Raw genomic sequence first — 19,141 nt, forward strand, 5'->3', positions numbered from 1 at the left:
ATAGGTGCCGCCTGTAGCTAACTATCTGAGTAAGTTATGGCTTGTGACCTCCAAAGGACGAACTAAGTGAACCGCTCATGTCAATTTTCAGAAGGGTACGGCTCAAGTTCCATGCACAAATGCACCACGCCAACTGGCATGAGGCACCAGAGACCAGGGCCGAGAGATAATATAAGCCCACCAACTGACCCAAGCTCATATCTGAGACCAAGGCTGCGAGAGACGTACTCAATGTGGCGATAAGGGCGATAAGCAATACGATCATAAGTTCTCTCCCATCGGATGCCGGAAGGATCGCGCAAATCAGTTAATCCTCCATTAACGTCAGCAATCGGCAAAATCCCAGATTTTTAAACGGGAAAAGCCCTGAGCACTTTCGCTCAGGGCCAGCTTTTTAAATTCAGTAAGTTGATTAGTTTAGTGGGCGACTTCCGGCGCCAAGATTTGTCTAAAATACAAAGAATAACAGTTCCTAAAGTTATCGATAAAAAAGTGAACTGGGTGATCAAGACTGTTAACTTCGAATTGACCATGCTTCGCACACTCAATACATGAAGCAGGACCTTCATTTCATCCTAGTAGTTCTTCTGGCAACGATAGTAGCGACGGGTTGTGGCAGCCTCTCGCTTCTATCTTGCCTAACCCGCTCGCCCCTTCACTTACGCCGCAAGACCGATCTGGAGGTCGTCTTTAGCCGCTTGCTAATCCCCGCGCCCTTACGACGACCGGGAGCTGCTTCCCCGAGCTAGGTGTGCTGTGGGGGCGGTTGGCGAAGCAATCTGAGTCTCTGTTTTGCGAAGAATGCTCCGGAAGAACGGTCCATTCACGTTACTTCCGCCATGGGCCGTGTTTTGTGGTCTCGTCTATGGCTTCGACCGCTACAGGTCCTCTAGAATATCTGCTTTTGGCGGATACTTGCCGTTGAGCATAGGCGCTTCATCTTCGTTAAGAGTGTCTTAACGATCTTGATACTGGATGCCTTTTGAAACGTGACCTGACCCGGAGGCAAGACATGGAATACCGAAAGATGTTGAAGAGACTCTACGACGCCAAGTTAGCTGCTCACCGACAAGGCTTTGAAAAAACCGCTGAAGCCTTCGAAAGCTTGGCGTCTCAGTTAGAGAACCACCATAAGGCCTTACTTGAACACCTCATTAAGACTGGAGAGGCACGGTGAAGATGTATCGCTAATTCCCCGGGAGCGATTAACCATTCCTTAGTAAAACCGTCCTTGTTTGGGGTCGTTGAACAAGGAATTGACCATGGATAAAGATTGGCTCATTGACGTACTGATCGACCTCGAAGTCTTTTCACGAAAGAACGATCTGTACGAGCTTACTGTTAGCATCCAAAGAGCGAAGCTTATCGCAGTAAAAGAAATCTCGGGGCTCACGGCTTCGAAGCAATCTGAAGAGACTGGCGCTCAATTTTTACTCTGAATGCCTCCTTCAAAGTAAAGTACGAACTGCGTCGTTGCCCCGCTACGACACTTCCTGGTGGAGTCTACCGAAGCTCTCGAATGCGTCCGGTCTTTCGAACTCGGGGCGCTCGGAAGTCGGAGAGTCGGAGCGTCTGCTATTTGGGACGCAGCGGTCGTTAAGCGGCTCCTGGCAAGCGTCCGCTTTTCGAACTGACCTTAAAGACTCGGTCATCTCGCCAGCTAGCCATCGACCAATGCCGCGAATTCGCTGCGCGACCTGAGTGTCACCACCGGCAGGTTCGGGCCGAAGCGATCAATTCCACCGACTATTCGGGGTGCAACCCGCTTCTCAAATGTCCAGATGAAGTTCAGAAACTCGCGATCAGGCAACTGCTCGGGGCATCCTTCGGCCATGTCAATCCGAACTCTGCCGTAGTTTCGAAAAACTCGTCGTGCAATTCCGCTCAATGCGACACGCCGAGGAACTCGAACCCATACCAAAAGATCGGCGCGGGGGAGACGCAGATCGAATGTGGATACAGTCGTGCCGTCCATGACCCACCGATCTTTTCTTACCAATTGGGTAATGATTTGACGCTGCTCCTCGCGGTCGCGGACTTGCCAACCGGGCAGCCAACGGACGTCCCGGTCGTAAGAGAGATATTCTAGGTCGAAGCGTTCCGATATCTTGAGAGAAAGCGTGCTCTTTCCGCCTCCCGAACACCCCACCACGAGCACACGTTTCGCAGTTCGCAGCACTGCTGCGGCCTGAGGTATTGATACATACATCGGCATTTCAGCGGACCCGTAATAGAATGACGCCGTTTCCTATAGCGGTCATTTGGGACGGATGCAGCACTAGAGACTTTGGGCTCACTGCCGACCTCGGAGCCAGCGCAGCAATCCCGTGATATGGTGCCTCGTCAACGTCGGGTTGTCGTTGTGGGAGGGCATGGCGGATCGGAGGATCAGTCATGGAACCTACACCAAACTTACCAGCCATTCGCGCACTCCGCCCTGCTTGGAACAAGGGCCGGATCGTCGGTCAGAAGCGCCCACTGAAACCAAAGCACGTCTGGGCAATCCGGGTGCGACTTGAACTGGCCGAGAACCATCGTGATCTCGCTCTGTTCAACATGGCAATCGACAGCAAGTTGCGCGGCTGCGATCTAGTGAAGATGAAGGTAGTCGACGTGATGGCGTCCGGCCAGATCAAAGAACGGGCATCTGTACTGCAAAGCAAAACGCAGAAACCTGTGCGCTTTGAGATATCTGAAGGCACTCGCGCCTCTGTAGAGAAGTGGATGGAAGACGAACTCATGGTCGGCTCCGAGTATCTTTGGCCCGGTCGCTTTCATGAGCGCCTGCACATCTCGACACGCCAGTATGCGAGGATCGTCCGCGATTGGGTCACTTCGATCGGTCTGGAAGCGAGCGCATATGGCACGCATTCGATGAGGCGAACAAAGGTGACGCAGATCTACAAGAAGACTGGCAACTTGCGGGCGGTTCAGCTTCTACTTGGTCATACCAAGATGGATAGCACAGGCCGGTACTTGGGCGTCGAACTTGAGGACGCGCTAGCAATCGCAGAGGCTATAGAAATCTAGCTAATCCGGGTCGCCTACAAGGGCGGCCCACACCAGCCGTTCGAAGTGAAATAACGCGCGGCGCCCCAGCATCCGCAGAGCAGACATCCATTATCCCATACGCCATCGCAAACAGTTGCTAATTTGACCGCTTCGGTGACACTCGCTTCGTCCAATCAAACGGAGAAACAAAGCCATGCGAAAATCTGCGCACGCACCGTCGCTGTCCACTGAAGATAACGTGAGAAAGTTACCGCCAAGAAACAGCCCATACTGGAACATCTTAGAGTTCTGCCGTCACATTGGTTTGCAGAAAAAAGCTTCTGGCAACCTGCACTGGATGGCGCGAATTCGAAGGTTGGACGGCGGCTACTCCCAGACAAGACTCGGGCCACACAGGATCATGCAGAGCAATGGGCTGACCTATGTTGAGGCATTAAGACTCGCAAATAACTGGTTTAACGATCCGCAGATTCTTGCCGCGGCTTCAGAGCCATACAAAGCAGGGGTGAACCGCCAGCTTCACTACACCAAATCCGAAAGCCGTTTCACAGTGGGCGATGCGATGCACTCCTATGTGGAATGGAAGCGTGTCGCCGCCGCAAGAACATACTTTGAGACAACCTTGTCTCTCATCAACCATCATATCATTCCTCGCCTCGGCCAATTGCCAGTCGAGGAACTTTGCCAATCCGTTTTTACCCAGTTCTGCGTGGATGTCCTTGAGACCGCACCCAAGCGGGGACGAGGCACCCAAGGAGGCCGCGTGCGCCTCCAGGAACTAGATCACGAACGACTTCGCAAAAGGAAGAAGACCCTCAACACAGTCATTGGGATTCTGCGAACGGCAATCGAGATGTCTTGGGAAAACGGCGATGTTGAAAGTGACCGGTACTGGAGGCGCATTAGGCGGGTGCCACACGCTGATACACCGCGGCAGTTCTTTTTGACACGCGCTCAAGCAAAGCGCCTCATCGCCTCCTGTCGCCCCGATTTAGCCCTTCTGGTGCAGGGCGCCCTCTACACAGGCTGCCGAGTGTCGGAACTGACGCGTCTTAAGGCTCGGGATGTTGGCTGCCACTTGTTTGGTATCTACGTCGAACCAATGAAGAGCTATCGAGGGCGGTACGTGGTGCTGCCAAACGAAGGCATGACATTCTTCTTGGATCAAGTTGAGGGCACAGATGACGAAGACCTCGTCTTCCGAATGTCCTCAGGTCGGTCATGGTTTGGCTGCCATAAACACTTATTCAAAGAAGCCGTGCGGCGGGCTGGCTTGCCCGAAGGCTTCGTGTTTCACGGTCTGCGACACACCTACGCAAGCCAACTAGTTCAGGCAGGGACGCCACTTGCGATGGTTGCCAAGCAGCTAGGCCACACCAACACTGATACCGTTAGCCGAACTTATGGCCATTTGTGCTGTGATGGGCTGGAAAACGAAATCTCACGCAGATTTGCGCCACTTCAGCCTGTCGAAGAAGATCCGAGACTAAAACGCTTGCGGGATACATTGCAGAGCAAAGCAGAGCCCCAATGGTCATGGCCAAGGAAGAACAGAAGCAGGGCGCGCGGTGAGTTGGTGAGCCTACTGCGGGACCGTGAGGATGAGCTGAGATAAGAGCAGCCCATTCCTGCCGTTCATCGCTTACAAGAACGTTGCGGCGGGACTCCCCGGAAACAGCCATTGGTCTACAAGCCCGTGACAAAATCTCTCCATCTGCCACGAAGTGATGTTTTGGCGCCGAAATCTGTGGCGCACCACAACGATAAGGTCGTTCGAGACCCTCCTGGGATCGTCTGGCGCTAGTACAAGTAGATCCTGACCAGTTTAGTAGTGTTCGAGAAGCCAATTTGAGATTTCAGCAGTCGTTTTTACTTCGGCATCGGCACAGCGTTCTAGCACGGAGATGGGAAGGTCAGCGAACTCTGCCTCGTGAGGATCTTGAACGATTGTGCGCCCTCCAGACTCCTCAATCATGCGCATACCTGCCACACCATCCCGAAGCATTCCCGACAGTATGATCCCTGTGGCAGCAGCTTGGAAAGTAAATGCTATTGAGCTCATAAGGGAATCGATCGAAGCAAATTGACCATCGTGACGCAATGCTTCGTTTAGCACAAAGCGGTCACCGTGAATCTTCGCGTCAGTTTCGCCAGGCACGGTGTAAATCACACCTGGACGCAAGATCATTCCATGTATCGCACATTGGATATTGAGATTGCTGTCAAACCTTAAGACACGTTCTAAACGAGAAGTCGCAGGCGCATGAATAGTGATCAAAAGTGGTGCGCGCAGCTGATACGGCAGGCCGTTGACAATCCTTCGGATCGCCTGGACCCCTCCCGCAGATGCGCCAATCGCCACACAGCCATAGTTTACGTCCATCGTCAGGCCCGAATATCTTCACGCTCAACATAATTATGGGCGATAATTAGGGTGAAGAGCCAGCGTTTCTAGATCATCAAATGAATAAATTTTTTAAATTTTGGCTGCCTGTTTACACTTTCTTAACGGATCGCTTTGAAACTTGTCTCAGTACAACAAGTTGAAGAGTAAGAGATGGAGATGGATCTCGACGAGCTGATACAGAAGACGCAGGTCGCTGCGGATTATGCCCTGATGCAAGGTATGGCAGAGCTTGCGAAGCTTCTCGACATCAGCCTCTACGAGCTCGACAAGAAGCGTTGTGAGCGGAACTTATCCCACGCAAATAAACGATTGCACTAGAAACCCTGCGTTTCGTACCTATCGCGCCCCAAGGTTCGACGGCTTGAGCCTTGAATTTGCCGCCCCCTGATCGGCCCAGACAGTGCCGGAAGAATTCCGTTCCACAAGATCAACGCAACAGAACCCAAGCTGATCAACCTCATAATGATCCAACGGGGTTGAGCGTCTCATTTTATCGAGCCGCAGCGCTCGAGCTGCATCTAATCTGCTGCTCTTAAGCTTAAGCCCAAGTGGCACCAAATCGTTCTTTAGGGCATAGTCTTCGAGATCAGCGAGAACGCCAATCATCCAGTCATGTCTTCCGTTCATGTCTTTTATCTTCCACTCTTCAGCACGTCATATAGATTCCCGCATTAAATTAACGATGAGTTAACTTAGGCTCTTTGCGAGAGGATTACGTTAGGTCACTTGCCATCTGCCAAGAATCACCTTTCCTCATGTCATCTGCTGGTCACTTAGGTTTTCGACCTACCCAAACAGACGGCGCCATCTGAGGACATAGCAAGCCCAAGCGCATTTCTCCCGAATTCGCGCTGAACTTTAGCTCTATCACGCATGTCTCTCGGCGATGTTCTGCAATCGGTAGGTTGCCGCGGCACAAGGGATCGGCTGCAGGATTCGTGTGTCAGCGAATAGTGATCACAAGTGGCGCGTGACTAATCCTTAGGACTGTCCTACACAGTTCGCGCAAACCTCATATTCGTAGTAATCCATGCGTTGACCGAAAAGATGCATCTTTCTTTGGAAAAACCGTGGCCGCTATCAATCCTGGGGCTGCCGAATGTAGGCGATCCCAGTCTCTAGATTGTGACTAATTTGGGTACCGTTATGGCTAACAAAAATTTAATTAGCACGAAGAACTGGCAGCTTCGGTACCTAGACAAGCCAGACGAGCCAACTGAGATAAAAAATTTTCCAATAGATGGAAGTGATATGCAGAATTTTTGCACCGATTTTGAGTTTCACCCAAAAAAGCTCTCATCCAAATTCACGTCCAGCAGAGTTACTCGCCAACCATTCTCAGCTTCCAAAACCATATCATCGCCAATTTGAGTTGCATCCGCAAAGCCGCTTTCCACGAGTTGATTAACAGTATACTCATCAAAAAAGTTGATACTATCATGTTCAGGATCGAAATCTGAAATAGTAAAATCGTCGGAATGCCCGTTTGATTGAATCGAAACCGTATCATTCCCTGACCCGGTCGAGATGAAATCGTCCCCAAAATAAATCAAGAACTGATCATCCCCAGATCCGCCGTAGACAAATTCATCCCCTTCGGCCGTCCAAATTTCATCGTCCCCGTCTCCACCAAAACCATAAGACCCGGGCGCTAATTGAATTATATCGTCACCGCCTTCACCGAAAACCTCAGTTCCAATACCTCCATTTCTATGGCTTATATCGTCTCCAAGTCCAAGGAATAGTGCCTCGGCGTCCGGGATATGTGCTACATAATCACCATGGTTAGTAGTGGTAAGAGCTTCGAAGCCATGCAGATATCCTAAATCACTACCAAATCCGGACGGATCAAGAAAATCTTGCATAGACAAGGAATATGTAAGTATCACGACCGGAGCATCGGAATCCTCAAATGAGATATGATCGCTTCCAAGTCCCCCGACGTAATCGCCAACCGAACTCCCAGCAAAAACGATATCATTGCCTTCGCCAGAAAAAACAGTATTCCGTCCTTCCTGTACATGAATTGTATCGCTACCGGCACCACTGTGGATAACATCATCCCCGCCACCGGCGTAGATCTCATCATCTCCCCCATACGAATATAGAGAATTTGCCCGATCGTCTCCAATTATCAAATCATGCCCGGCTCCGCCATAAATGTTTTCTTGATCGAGAGTTGCTGTCAAAACTAGATCCGCTTGCGGATCAAATTCTCTCAGCGACGGGTCTGATACAGAGATCAATTCGATCCTCGCGAGCTCCCATGCACCTAATTCCAAACTAAACAATCCGCCGCTCCAGGAGAATGGAACAAATTCCCGAATTATTGGGTCCGTTTCAACAATGTCAACTGCGCCATCAGTTCCCAATATGGACGCCCTTACAACATATTCGCCTGAGCTCACCACGTCTTGGAAATCAAGCTGAATCGCCGAATCTGACTCAAGTAAACGGTCGACGCCAGACCTTTCTCCGACGAATAATGTATAGGTGTCTTCCCCTCTGAATGTATGGATATCAATTTCCCCAGCGACTTCATAATCTGCTTGGGTCTCCATTCCTAATGTTGACTCTCTAAGCCATTGAAAGGCTACACCACTGAATGTTAGATCGTTTTCTTCCGTATCGATTAGCGTTCGATCCTGAGCTCTTGGATTCCCAAAAGTGAGTGGCCAGAAATTTGCGCCGTCTACTCCAGCGGATGCGAGCTCAAAGAAGGCTTCAATAGTAGTATGCGCGAGGTGTAGCCCATTCGCGTTGCCAAGATTTAGATCATCATTACTATTTCTCGGATTTCGCGGACTCCATTCTGTGATATAGTAATCGATCTCGTCGACCCCTACTTGCTCAATAAATCGGTTGTAGATCGAGTATAGGGAGTAATTTCTTTCCTCGTCGATCCCTGCGAAACCGTCCTCGAAATATACATGTTCTAGAATCCCTGAGATGGCATCAAGAGCGCCAGGGTGTGCTAGTATCTGATCTGCAATATCACGCGTTTGTTCAGCCGCATTACCCTGACCAGGCATCTCTCGCACAATCCATCCATCAGGTACGTCTTCCCCAACTTCGGATGCGAGCCACACATTAAAATCTCCACGCCCGTCTGGCTCCAAGTAAACACTAGTATCATTTCTTTGACTGAAGCGATTTGAAGATGATGTAACCTGAGTGAGTAATTCTACGTCAGGATACCTGTCGTTTAAAAACGTTGCCAACCTTGATGCGAGAAAGCCGTACTCAGAAGCGGTCATCTCTCCGCTTCCCCAGAATTCATTTCCGAGCTCAAATCGAGAGATTGTAACACTGTTTGCCGCAGCCTCGACCAATGACTGCTCGATAAATGCGATTACGTTTTCAAAATACTCGCTAGTCAGCTCCTGTCGGGCACCATATGTCCCTTCCATCAATGCCTGACCCGCTGACTGCACAAAAGCAACGCGGGTTGGGATTACTAACTGCGCTTCTGCATTGATCTGTCCCGCAATTTCAAAATATTGTGATAGAGGAGTTCCCACCTTCTGTACGCCGAATTCACCTGGTAAACTAGTTGCCTCCCAGTCACCAGTTGAGAATGCGCCGTCAGCAAATGCATACTCTGTTGCGCTTCCACCCGGAAATCTGAGCACAGAGGGTTGCAATTCAGACAATCGAGATATCGCATCCTCGTTACTGGCAAAGTCATAGTCAAACGTTGTAACAAAGTTTAAACCAAACATCTCCTCTGAGATTTGGTGATTGCCGGAGATCTGCGAATCTATAACGCGATAGATAGTCATTCTGTTCTCATGCTAAATTCATTTTGAGAACTTTGCAGCTTACCTTTAGTTAGGTAGCGTTCAAAACATGTCATTCGGATGAAGTGAGGGTCAGCTTTTAACCAATTTTGGTCTGTTGTAGAGCTATATTTAATTTAGGTTGTACTCATCCGGATTCTTCTTGGACGTGTGGACCCACGATTAACGATAGAGAAGCTCTTTCAGAATCGGAATCGCTCATAGCTTCTCTCAACTCTTGCCAAGACCGCCCACGTCTGTCGAGACAAGATCCTACTTCTGCTCAACCATGAAGGTATCGGTAGTTTCAAATATGGTGAACTCTGTTAATATTTTGTCAACCAACTCCAAGCAACGCTAGCGTCTGTTCCGGGTGCGACCTTGAACCGATTGGAAAATCTAGTGCTGCAAATCCACACAATCAACAGCCTCACTTCAAACACAACTCTCTTTGATCAAGTCTTTAGAGATCGGGCACACCAATTCTGCCAGCGAATGGGCTGGGACTTGAAAAGAGATCATCAAGGACGCGAGCTCGATGAATATGATAACCCTAATTCTGTCTATATTGTATGGGTTGACCCTAACGGGCGTCACCTTGGATCAGTGCGTTTAATGCCAACGTCGTCTCAATCCATGATCGCAGATCATTTCCAAGGCCACTTTGACGAAAAATCAGTCGAATCTGACGGCTGTTGGGAGGTCACGCGCTTCTGTGTATCGCCAGAACTGCCAAAGAGTGAAATCAGTGTAGTTAGCCGAGAACTGGTCAAGAGTGCGTTTATTTATTGCGCCGAACAACATGCCAAGTGTCTGGTAGGGTTGTGTTTCCCTACAATGCTGAGGCTCTACCGGCGCCTAGACTGCGCTCCCGACCAAACGGTCGTCAGCAAACTCGACAGTAGCCTCGTTCTTGCCCGTTGGGACGTAGACTTTTCAAGGATACTCGAGCTGTATTCGACCAAGAGTGGCAAATCGACGTCCGCGTTGCTTATGGCTTGATTTATGGCCACCGAGCTTCGTCAACGTTAGGCCATTCTTAACCATGCCCTATGGATAGTCCTGTTCAATGATGACACTGATTCTGAGGTTATATACATGAGAACCAATACCGCATGGCTCACCGAAAACATCGATGACCTAATCAACTTTTGTCGGCTGAACTCTCTCCCGAAGGTGGCTCTAACACTGGAAACCTCAAAGGAAATGTACTTAAACGAAGAGGCCGAAATTGAACTCCGGAAACGCCAGCCGCGCGAGGTGGTGCTTGATATCTGATTTTTTCATGTTGATGTCCTGACATAGGGCTAAAGACTTGTGAGGACGGGTCTCTGGTGAAGGATGAAATATCTGGGACAGCCGAACTAAGAATGATTCACTGAAATGCTAACCAAGAAGATCCTGGCGATCCTTTCGCCAGGATCTTCCGTTTGCCCCTCCCTTTTTGATCTTCAGAGTGACCATGACGTAAAAGAGTTTTGTTCTGTTTAGCGTCATCGATTCCAAAACTACAAATTCACTAGGGTCAGGATACATGAACCTGTAAATGACAGTTGCGGCGAGTGCGATTGCAGAGAGGATGGCCTTGGGCCAGCTATCATAGCGAGGTGCGACCCGCCGCCAGTCTTTCAATCTGCCGAACATGACCTCAATGTGGTTACGGCACTTGTATCTGTATTTATCGTATCGCAGAATTTTGGAGCGTGACTTTTGACCCGGGATGACGGATGTATGCCCTTGCCTTGCGGGGTTTCTCTGAACCAGTCAGCATCATAGCCGCGATCTCCGAGCAGCCAATCGATGTTTGGTAGGCTGCTCAACATTACCCGTTCGCTGATTTTGTCACTGACCAGTCCAGCGGTGACGAGGAGGTTGAGGGGGCGGCCTTGGCTGTCACAGACGGCATGCAGTTTGGTCTTCATATCGCCCTTGGTCCGACCGATCAGACGTCCACGCCCCCTGTTCACGCCCATACTGGCCGCAGGACGGTGTGCCTTCAAATAGGTGGCGTCAATCATGACAGTCTTTTCCTCGCAATGCTCGTCGGCAAGTCCCATCATGATCTGGGCAAAGATCCACTTGTTGGTCCACCGCTTCCAGCGGTTGTACAGCGGTTTTACGGACCATACTCCTTCGGCGCATCGCGCCAGCGTAAGACATTGCGATTGATAGTGATAACACCATTCAGTACACGCCGATTATCCATACGTGGTTTGCCATTGGACTTGGGAGAGACGGCCTTCAAACGCGCAATCTGCGCATCATCCAACCAATATAGATTGCTCACGTCATCGGTCGCTTTTCGACTGGTGAATCATGCAGCAAAACAAAAATGTATTGGTTCTGCCCATAGTGAGTTGCCGGGTGTGTTTTTGGGTCTCGAGATTTCTTGTAGGCTTTAAGGTACTATCAACGTTCTAAAACTCCAAAATCGATTATATAAAAGTAACTGTAGGACCTCGATGAGAGCTGCACTTTAGGGAGCTAAATCGCCTGCTTTTCCGAGTGCAGGATATGGAAGATATAATCAAACGCCGTCAGGTCGAACTAGAACGAGGCTAAACTTTAGCGCATCGAATAATTACTATTCAGCCGCAGTAGCGACTCTAAGTTTGAGTTGTAATATAGTAATTCCAAAGCAATGGGTGGCCAGGTTAAAAGATCAGAAGACCATTGCAATCGGCGATAACTACTTCTGTGAGGAACATACCTTGCGTATCCATAACTCAGAGTACCCAGCCAGTACGAAAAAGAGTCCGGAAACAAAAGCGGACGTATAATAGAATCCAATAAGTTCGCCGATGCTCATATTTGAGAGTATGGCTGCAAGAAAGGTGCTTAGCGTTGCTATCAGAGCAATTAGAATTAGAACCAAGGTGAACTCCTATCTGACCATAGAGCATTCACGTAATTAGTTAATAATCTGTTAAGTTTGAGGATCGATTGAGAGATTTAGCTAAGATTTTGAGGCCCTGAGCAATTCCGCTCAGGGCCGGCGTTTTAGGTCCAATAAGTTGATAAGTTTAGTGGGCGACTGCTGGCGCCGAGATCAGTTTAGCCACGAATGGATAATGGATCATTAAGTCTTGAAATTATGTGGCAACACGGAGGAACACCGTCTTTTCTGAATGAGAGATAGACGCGCTCAAGCGTGCATCGTGCAGAGCAGCTTCGGATCTAGCGATATTCCCGTAGCGCTGCGCAGTTATGTTGATCGAAAGACTTGAGACCCAAGACGTATGGCGGAAAAAAGGCCGCACAACGAATCGCTTCAGATGGTTTTTCTGCCCTTCGGCACTTAGTTGAGAGACGGCCCATTCCCGACATTCAACGCGCACTCAGCACGCTGCCGCTGCAGCCTGCTTTCCTGACATTCGATGTGTTTGCGAGCTGCTCGGACAGATTTAGGGCATGCATACGGAAAGTACTTCGCCGCCCCATGGTTCACAGAAGACCCCAAAAAATGTAGGTTTCTTGTGAACAGAAAGGGAAAAAGGGCGTAGATCAGGATGGCACGACAGCTCCTAAACCAAGGTGACAAGAACTTTCTGGTTTATGCCGGTACTGGCACTGACCTGATATTCAATCATGGGCTTGAGTTACCAGGCTTTGCCTCGTTTCCATTGCTCGAACAGCCTGACACTAGAGCGATACTTGCCGGTCAGATGCAGGCTCTTGTTGATCTCGCCCGCGAAATGAATGTCGGATGTATCCTTGATGCGCCCACATGGATGGCGAATGCCGACCGGGCGGCACCTTTGGGGTACGATCCAGAACAGCTTGTAGAGGTGAACAAAGATGCGGTCAGTCTAGTGGAAGACGTGCGCCGGGCCGCCGTTCGAGAAGATGTATTGGTATCGGCCAGTATAGGCCCACGCTTTGATCCTTACGCCGACATCCCGCAGGTATCCGTCGAAGATGCACATCAATACCATGCCGCTCAAATGCACAGCCTGAAAGACACAACTGTCGACCTGGTTACCGCTTATACATTCAACCGTCCAAATGAGGCAACAGGATGCATCCTCGCCGCCCGAGATGCGGGTCTGCCGATCATCATGTCTCTTGTTGTTGAGACAGATGGGTGCTTGGCGGGCGGAACCAAACTTGTGGACGCAATTGACCAGATCGATGGGGAATCGGACACGGCGGCAATGTTTTTTATGGTCAATTGCGCTCATCCGACCCATTTCGCCGGAGCGCTTGGCAACCACCCGAGGCTGAGAGGTATGGTGGCGAATGCTTCAAGTTGCTCTCATGCGGAACTTGACGAAGCAGATGAACTGGACGAAGGCGATCCCGTTGAACTCGGTAAACAGATTGCCAAGATTGCGCGGAGCAATCCGTCCGTCCAAGTATTCGGCGGGTGCTGCGGCACCGACATGCGTCATCTGAAATTGATTGCCAGCGGGCTTGCGTAGCTAACCTACTTCCACGGCCCTTACCAGCTATTCATCGTGTCACGCGACGCCGCATTGCAGCTTCACCGAACGGGCCATTCGCCGCGCCAGGAAAATCTGAACGCGGTTGAACTCACAATCGGCGGGACAAAACATCATTTCGCTGCGGCTGTGCCAACGAGCGCAGGCCGACAGAACGCTCGAACGTGCGGGCTAACCGCTCTCCAGCATAGCAGCGAGGGATCGGGCGAGCATCTCTTCCGTTGAGATCGGCGGGTCGGAGCTTCCGCAAATCTGATCCTCGTTCTGCAGGATCACAAAACCGTGGATCAGGCTCCAGACCGCATTGATCCGGATATCGAAGAGACGAGGGTCCCGCGGCGCGCCGGATAGCGTCTCTCCCACGGCGTCTTGAAGCAAAAGATACGCCCGCCGCGACTGGCTTTCGGGATTGTCTGTCCGGGGCGGTGCGGTGTCCTTGTCGAACATCAAGCGAAGCATAACGGGACAGCGGCTGCCGAAATCCAGATAGGCCATCGCCATCCGGGTCAAGACATTTACCGGCGGTCCGGAGGCAGTGATCTTTGCATTCTCAAGAGCGTCCGAGAGTTCGCGAAACCCGTCCGTTCGACAGTCTGCAAAGAACGCATCAAGGTTCTTGAAGTGATGGACCGGCGCGGCGTGAGAAACCTGTGCATTTCGGGCCAAGGCGCGGAGGGAAAAGCCCCGCAGCCCGTCAGCTTCCAACATCTCCCGACCCGTCTTGATCAGCACGTTGCGAAGATCGCCGTGGTGGTACGACGTGGGCTCCGTAGTGAGGACAGTCATGATCATACCCCCTGTTAAACAAGTTTCTTGTCATTGACAAGATTGAGAGCGCATCCTTAACTTGTCACTGACAAGATAAAAGGAATCAATCATGCTCCCTTCGTTCAAACCATTGTTCGCTCTCACATGCATTGCGGCACCGTCACTGCTTTGGGCAGAGACATCGCAAATCGATCTCATCGGGACTTGGCAAACCGAATTGTCGGAACAACAGGCCCCCGGTGGTGGGCCAAGCGCGTACCTTCGGCAAACCACGATCTTCACAGACAGCCGACAGGACATCCGCGCCGAGATTTTCGCAGACCCCGACGGTCAGATGCCAATTTTCACCTATGCCTCCTCCGGCCCCTACACGCCGGTTGGGTCTTCCACTGTCATCGACGGAGCGCTGAACCTGGAGCTGATCAACGAGACGTCTGAGGTAACGATCTACATGGATGTCCCCGACCTAATAGCGGCGGTCGGCATGGGCGAATGCGATTTGGTTCTAAAACAGGCGGTGGATGTGACGGACTGCATTTCCGGCCCGCCGTTCCTAGTCACGGACTGCACCGACCTCGACCTTGTCCTGGTCGATGAGGGTGGTACCCGGTTGCGCTTTGGCGACCAAAGTGTTGATCGCTGCGTTTCGCGGCCGACAGAGCTTGACCAAACAGAGTTTCGCAAGGTCGAGTAGAAATCCGGTCATTCGCTGCTTCACAGAAACATTGAAGAATGGGCTCTTCGCAGCCATTGGAACTGACGCAGCATCGGCGTGCCAAGGGGTCTAGTGACCTTCAAGGACGGCCCAGAGCCGCCCTTGAGAACGGTAACCAAATGCTGCGCTCGCAGCCCGGTTTGCGGCCTTTCGCTGCAAGTGCAAAATTTAGTAAATAACCACCTCAAATCATGACGCTTAGCATAAGGCAGATAGCTCGGGTGGTACTAAGGCAGAAAGTGACCGACGCGCCATTGTTGCAGGTACTGACCCACAGAAGGATTCCGGTTTAGCGTTTGGATGGTATCCAATACTACTCGCGCATCCGGTCCCTGAAGCCTTATAAGGTTGCGGAGAATGATACCAGTAGCCTTTGCTCGAACTGCCGACAGTGAGCCAATTGTCCAAAGTCCTCTGATTGTTGCCAATGCCACTTCAACATGAGAACGCATTTCCGCACCTTTCTGTCCCAATAGGGAGCTATATTTTGCAAAGTCGTCTTCAGTGATCTCACCCGATGCCATCATCTCAGCAGCGAACAGCAGGCGATCTGCGTTCGTGCTGAGAGCATCCTCGCCCAAGTATTGTAGTTCGAGTGTTCCTTTGACTACCTTCTCGACGGGAATGCGTTTTTGTTCCTCTAAATGGAATAGTAGAGCCTGCATCCAAGCTCCGGGAACGCCAAACAAGCCCTCTGCCCAGTTCCTCAGGTGGAAGTCATCAGAGATCAAAACGCGACCTGATCCATCCGCGGTAAAAATATCATCGAAGAACCGACCTCCGGCTTCTCTTCGAAACCGAATTACCTCATCCGGCGGGTCAATCTTGGCTATTGCGGGCAGCACAGAGCATCTTGATTGAAGCCACTGCAAATCAGCACTCAGCATATCGAGTTTCGCGACTACGTCTTCTTCCGACGTTTCAGTCATAATTATCTGACCATCGCGGATAGAGATGTTACCTGTCCTTTTTTCGCCGGATTCGCTATCAAAAAAGCTGGTATCTTCGAGTTGCTGCAATCGCCGAATGTAAACGTCGACGGTTTCTTGAGTTACTCCGATCTGGCCAAATTCCTCTTCGACAGCAGTCTCAATTTTTAGGCGGCGCATCAAATAGAAGGCCGCAGCGTCAACAATCACACCAGACTTCTTCGCCGAAAGCAGCGATCTTTGAGCTTTCTCTTGGTCCACGTGCGAGCATGACGAAACCTTCGGGGGGATGCCGCATTCCGCGTACAGGCCGAGAAATGCGTCGATTGGGTCAATCCCTAGGTGATAGCCCAAGATATAAATTGGGTATGACCCTTCCAGATATTCCGCCGCTTTGCTTTGTGCATAGTCCACCCTTTGTTTGAGCATAGCCTTCATCTCATCGAGGCCAGACGGGTCTTCAAAGTTGACCGATACCGACTTGAATCCTGAGACGTAAGGGAAACGCTCCTCAAACTTATGAGCGATTTGGTGAAACGCCGCTAAGGCTTTGTGCTTGACAGATGTTATTCTGGCGGTGCCGTTTCCTTTGAAGGGCCAATCAAAATCATCCCCTACGGTCTTTCCAAGCGCGGCGATAGCGACAGGGTGATCCAGAGCAATGTTACCCTCTCTTAGGGTGAACAAATCGTCCTCGGTCTCAAGCGTAAAGGACTGTATTGTACCGTCGCCCCGCTCAATTTCGAACGACGCGCCATCCTGAACTACGTCGACTTGGAAACTGTCGTCTGTATCTTTGGGGCGTCCAAAAGCAAGGACGCTCGCGCTGAGCGCCAACCATGCCTGAGCGTCATTTTGATTTTCACAAAAAAGCCGGTATGCAAATGCCCGAGCGCGCTCCAGCTCACCGCAAAATACAAGAAGCTTAACGTAGTTTGATCTGTCTTCGACGGTTCCTGTGAGTTTTGCATCATCTAGTCTGGTGACAACGCGCTTTATCCTGTTTTTGTCGTTTGTACGGAGAAGCGCTTGGACGTACCATTCAAGGGCGTTTATTGACTTTGGGTTGTCTTCGAACAGTTTTCTAGCAGGTGGGACGGCTTTCGCAGCTACACCACTTAGGTACGCTACATTTGAGCTAAAACGCCATCCGAAGACTGTCTCTTTGACTTGAGGCGACAGGGCGTCGTCAATTTCCTTCGCCAGGGTTCCCAAATGGCCCCTTACACAAGCGTCGCATAGCGTTTCCAAGGCTGGGCTTAGTTTACGAAAGCTTACTTTATCTCGAAGCAGATCGGTGCATTCTCTAAAAAAACCACGAGCAAGCAGTTCTTCGGCTGTTTGAAGAACGATGAAGAAATCCCAGCCGTCTGCTTCATTGAGAGAGGCCAATAGGTTCGCCTGTTCTTGTGAATGCTCGTGAACCTCAATCGGAAGGCTCTCAAAATCCTTTGGATCGGTCCGAATTTCAAAGGCACGCTCGTATGCTGATTTCAACAGCACTAATTCTGTTAATTCAGGGCCAACAGCGGCCAACTCATCGAGCGCTTGGTCAGCAATTTCACGGTTCAGTGAGTTGATGCCGATCCTAGCTTTTGTGGTGAGAGCATGTGTTCTCAGTCCTTCCTCGGGTCCAGCTTTCAAAACCGCATCAATTCTTTCCAGAGCGTCGGAAACGGCACCATTCTTGGCCTCGATCTCTGACGCCATTATCTGAAGATCCAAGGCGTCCGCCTGCGGGCGAATTAACTCCAACGCATCATGGTCTTTGTCATCTTGAAGAAAGAGAACTGCTCGCACCTGAGCGACATCACTGCTCAAAGACGGAAAGGCTTCGAGCGCAATGTCCAATAACTTTGCAGCTTCGGCTGTTTTTCCGACTAGCCTGAGTGACACCGCTGCGTTATTTGCCTGAGACGGAAGCAGAAGCTTGTTCGGCGGACGATTCTCCAGCGAAATTTCTAGATCGCGCCGCAGTATCTCGGCACATTTTTCGACCTCGTCTTCGAAACCTTCTGGCATTTTGGCCCCAAGCAAAAAAGCTTGGTTCTGCTTAACATCTTCGAGTACAGACAAAGCCCACATCGTTCTGATTGCGTCATTTTCAGGTGCTGCGCCAAAAGCGTTATCGAGTTCGGCCTTGTAGGTTTCAGGGCGAACTCCCCGGCGGTACTCCAAGAAAGCAGCTTGGACATCCTCTGAAGCCATCTCTTCAGCAATGATGTCTTCGGGCTGAACTTCTTCATTCAGGTTCCGTGCTGTGTGGCACAAAATGCACGCAGCAAGAGTGCGATGATCTCCATCGATTTCCAGTAGTTCCTTTGCCCTTTCCAGAGCTGACCGATCCTCACCATCAAGCAATTCTGCAAACGCCAAGGCGGTTCTGGCTTTCGGATGATCAGGAAAGAACTCATGCGCGGCCCTTAGTGAAACGCTCGCACTCGGGAAATCACCGATGTTTTGTTTGATGACTCCAATGTTGAAGTTCAAACGAAAGGCAAAGTAGCCATCGGTGTACGGGTCTTCGGATTTTAGATTTTCCAGCAGTTTGACGGCTGTGTCGCTGTCACCCTGTCGAGCGATATTTCGATATTTCAGTATGCGCTGAATTTCCGGTCGATCATCATTGTCAAAGGTATCATCTGCGAACGACTGAACATCAGTCTCGCCGCTACCCTTTTGAACTTGTTCCAAGATTTCTCGCGCGAGTGGAGAGCTCTTGTCTGCAATGATGAAGTTTTGAATGGACTGATCGACCGTGTTTCCGTCACCACTGACGTTCACAGACTGGGTGTTGGTCGATTTGTCAGCCTGAAACAGCCTCTTTAGAGGCGACGGTAGACTGAACTTCATCAATCACCGTTGCTCTCGCTGCTATTGCTATCCAAACGTTGGTTCACGGTGTTGCTTTGACCGGACACTTTTGCGTTTTGGTTGACGTTTGTCGTCCCTTTCTTCCGCCAAAGGAACAACCCCACGACGGCTGCAATCGCCGCCACGATCCCTGCAATCCAATATCCTTGTTCCAACATCGTCCTGTCCTTGCATTCAGTGCCAGCAAAATATTCGGTTGGTCGACGCGCACCAAA

At 50.6% G+C, this 19,141-nt stretch carries 14 protein-coding genes and 1 pseudogene; 8 read left to right on the plus strand and 7 right to left on the minus strand.

The features are described 5' to 3' along the window. Nucleotides 1-1,262: 1,262 nt before the first annotated feature. Complete coding sequence (locus C8N43_RS19615) at nt 1,263-1,439, plus strand: hypothetical protein (RefSeq protein WP_158269961.1); 177 nt, start codon at nt 1,263-1,265, stop codon at nt 1,437-1,439. Nucleotides 1,440-1,660: 221 nt separating this feature from the next. Here C8N43_RS19615 and C8N43_RS10280 read toward each other — a convergent pair whose 3' ends face one another. Continuing rightward, nucleotides 1,661-2,215: a P-loop NTPase family protein gene (locus C8N43_RS10280; RefSeq protein ID WP_107845509.1), complete on the minus strand. Its 555-nt coding sequence runs from the start codon at nt 2,213-2,215 to the stop codon at nt 1,661-1,663. Between the two features lie 179 nt (nt 2,216-2,394). On the opposite strand from C8N43_RS10280, the gene C8N43_RS10285 reads away from it, so the two are divergent. Continuing rightward, nucleotides 2,395-3,030 carry a tyrosine-type recombinase/integrase gene (locus tag C8N43_RS10285; protein WP_107845510.1) on the plus strand — a complete coding sequence of 212 codons (636 nt, stop codon included), beginning with the start codon at nt 2,395-2,397 and terminating at the stop codon, nt 3,028-3,030. 175 nt (nt 3,031-3,205) lie between these two features. Further along, on the plus strand, nt 3,206-4,627 hold the full coding sequence (locus C8N43_RS10290; RefSeq protein ID WP_107845511.1) for a tyrosine-type recombinase/integrase: 1,422 nt from the start codon (nt 3,206-3,208) through the stop codon (nt 4,625-4,627). A 210-nt stretch (nt 4,628-4,837) separates the two neighbouring features. Here the strand turns inward: C8N43_RS10290 and C8N43_RS10295 are convergent, their stop codons facing one another. Further along, complete coding sequence (locus tag C8N43_RS10295) at nt 4,838-5,395, minus strand: chemotaxis protein CheB (protein WP_107845512.1); 558 nt, start codon at nt 5,393-5,395, stop codon at nt 4,838-4,840. Between the two features lie 174 nt (nt 5,396-5,569). Here C8N43_RS10295 and C8N43_RS19620 point away from each other — a divergent pair, with 174 nt between their 5' ends. After that, nucleotides 5,570-5,737: a hypothetical protein gene (locus C8N43_RS19620; RefSeq protein WP_158269962.1), complete on the plus strand. Its 168-nt coding sequence runs from the start codon at nt 5,570-5,572 to the stop codon at nt 5,735-5,737. A gap of 962 nt (nt 5,738-6,699) precedes the next feature. Here the strand turns inward: C8N43_RS19620 and C8N43_RS19475 are convergent. Next, nucleotides 6,700-9,201 (minus strand): calcium-binding protein, encoded by a 2,502-nt coding sequence (locus tag C8N43_RS19475; protein ID WP_146174200.1) that lies wholly within the window; start codon nt 9,199-9,201, stop codon nt 6,700-6,702. Between the two features lie 399 nt (nt 9,202-9,600). Here C8N43_RS19475 and C8N43_RS19940 point away from each other — a divergent pair, with 399 nt between their 5' ends. After that, nucleotides 9,601-10,200, plus strand: coding sequence for an acyl-homoserine-lactone synthase (locus tag C8N43_RS19940; RefSeq protein ID WP_425437077.1), 600 nt, complete (start codon nt 9,601-9,603; stop codon nt 10,198-10,200). Nucleotides 10,201-10,296: 96 nt separating this feature from the next. Next, nucleotides 10,297-10,476: a hypothetical protein gene (locus C8N43_RS10315; protein WP_107845516.1), complete on the plus strand. Its 180-nt coding sequence runs from the start codon at nt 10,297-10,299 to the stop codon at nt 10,474-10,476. Nucleotides 10,477-10,740: 264 nt separating this feature from the next. Here the strand turns inward: C8N43_RS10315 and C8N43_RS10320 are convergent. Continuing rightward, nucleotides 10,741-11,485: pseudogene (locus tag C8N43_RS10320) on the minus strand (IS5 family transposase); the annotation flags it as partial. Between the two features lie 1,222 nt (nt 11,486-12,707). Here C8N43_RS10320 and C8N43_RS10325 point away from each other — a divergent pair. Next, entirely contained in the window at nt 12,708-13,619 is a 912-nt protein-coding gene (locus C8N43_RS10325) for a homocysteine S-methyltransferase family protein (protein WP_170114419.1), read from the plus strand. Nucleotides 13,620-13,811: 192 nt separating this feature from the next. Here the strand turns inward: C8N43_RS10325 and C8N43_RS10330 are convergent, their stop codons facing one another. Then, entirely contained in the window at nt 13,812-14,426 is a 615-nt protein-coding gene (locus C8N43_RS10330) for a TetR/AcrR family transcriptional regulator (protein WP_146174201.1), read from the minus strand. A gap of 112 nt (nt 14,427-14,538) precedes the next feature. Here C8N43_RS10330 and C8N43_RS10335 point away from each other — a divergent pair, with 112 nt between their 5' ends. Next, on the plus strand, nt 14,539-15,102 hold the full coding sequence (locus C8N43_RS10335) for a hypothetical protein (RefSeq protein ID WP_158269963.1): 564 nt from the start codon (nt 14,539-14,541) through the stop codon (nt 15,100-15,102). Between the two features lie 248 nt (nt 15,103-15,350). Here the strand turns inward: C8N43_RS10335 and C8N43_RS10340 are convergent, their stop codons facing one another. Together C8N43_RS10340 and C8N43_RS10345 are read right to left on the minus strand one after the other, a co-directional pair. After that, nucleotides 15,351-18,905: a PIN domain-containing protein gene (locus C8N43_RS10340; protein WP_107845520.1), complete on the minus strand. Its 3,555-nt coding sequence runs from the start codon at nt 18,903-18,905 to the stop codon at nt 15,351-15,353. Further along, nucleotides 18,905-19,084: a hypothetical protein gene (locus tag C8N43_RS10345; protein WP_107845521.1), complete on the minus strand. Its 180-nt coding sequence runs from the start codon at nt 19,082-19,084 to the stop codon at nt 18,905-18,907. The genes C8N43_RS10340 and C8N43_RS10345 overlap by 1 nt, the downstream gene beginning before the upstream one ends. Between the last annotated feature and the right edge of the window lie 57 nt (nt 19,085-19,141).

Origin of the sequence: Litoreibacter ponti, from assembly GCF_003054285.1 — a bacterium.
Classification (GTDB): domain Bacteria; phylum Pseudomonadota; class Alphaproteobacteria; order Rhodobacterales; family Rhodobacteraceae; genus Litoreibacter; species Litoreibacter ponti.

Excerpts from the sequence above, each read along its gene's own strand:
- C8N43_RS19615 (WP_158269961.1), top strand. The coding sequence starts at position 1,263 with ATGGATAAAGATTGGCTCATTGACGTACTGATCGACCTCGAAGTCTTT.
- C8N43_RS10280 (WP_107845509.1), bottom strand. The coding sequence starts at position 2,215 with ATGCCGATGTATGTATCAATACCTCAGGCCGCAGCAGTGCTGCGAACT.
- C8N43_RS10285 (WP_107845510.1), top strand. The coding sequence starts at position 2,395 with ATGGAACCTACACCAAACTTACCAGCCATTCGCGCACTCCGCCCTGCT.
- C8N43_RS10290 (WP_107845511.1), top strand. The coding sequence starts at position 3,206 with ATGCGAAAATCTGCGCACGCACCGTCGCTGTCCACTGAAGATAACGTG.
- C8N43_RS10295 (WP_107845512.1), bottom strand. The coding sequence starts at position 5,395 with ATGGACGTAAACTATGGCTGTGTGGCGATTGGCGCATCTGCGGGAGGG.
- C8N43_RS19620 (WP_158269962.1), top strand. The coding sequence starts at position 5,570 with ATGGAGATGGATCTCGACGAGCTGATACAGAAGACGCAGGTCGCTGCG.
- C8N43_RS19475 (WP_146174200.1), bottom strand. The coding sequence starts at position 9,201 with ATGACTATCTATCGCGTTATAGATTCGCAGATCTCCGGCAATCACCAA.
- C8N43_RS10315 (WP_107845516.1), top strand. The coding sequence starts at position 10,297 with ATGAGAACCAATACCGCATGGCTCACCGAAAACATCGATGACCTAATC.
- C8N43_RS10325 (WP_170114419.1), top strand. The coding sequence starts at position 12,708 with ATGGCACGACAGCTCCTAAACCAAGGTGACAAGAACTTTCTGGTTTAT.
- C8N43_RS10330 (WP_146174201.1), bottom strand. The coding sequence starts at position 14,426 with ATGACTGTCCTCACTACGGAGCCCACGTCGTACCACCACGGCGATCTT.
- C8N43_RS10340 (WP_107845520.1), bottom strand. The coding sequence starts at position 18,905 with ATGAAGTTCAGTCTACCGTCGCCTCTAAAGAGGCTGTTTCAGGCTGAC.
- C8N43_RS10345 (WP_107845521.1), bottom strand. The coding sequence starts at position 19,084 with ATGTTGGAACAAGGATATTGGATTGCAGGGATCGTGGCGGCGATTGCA.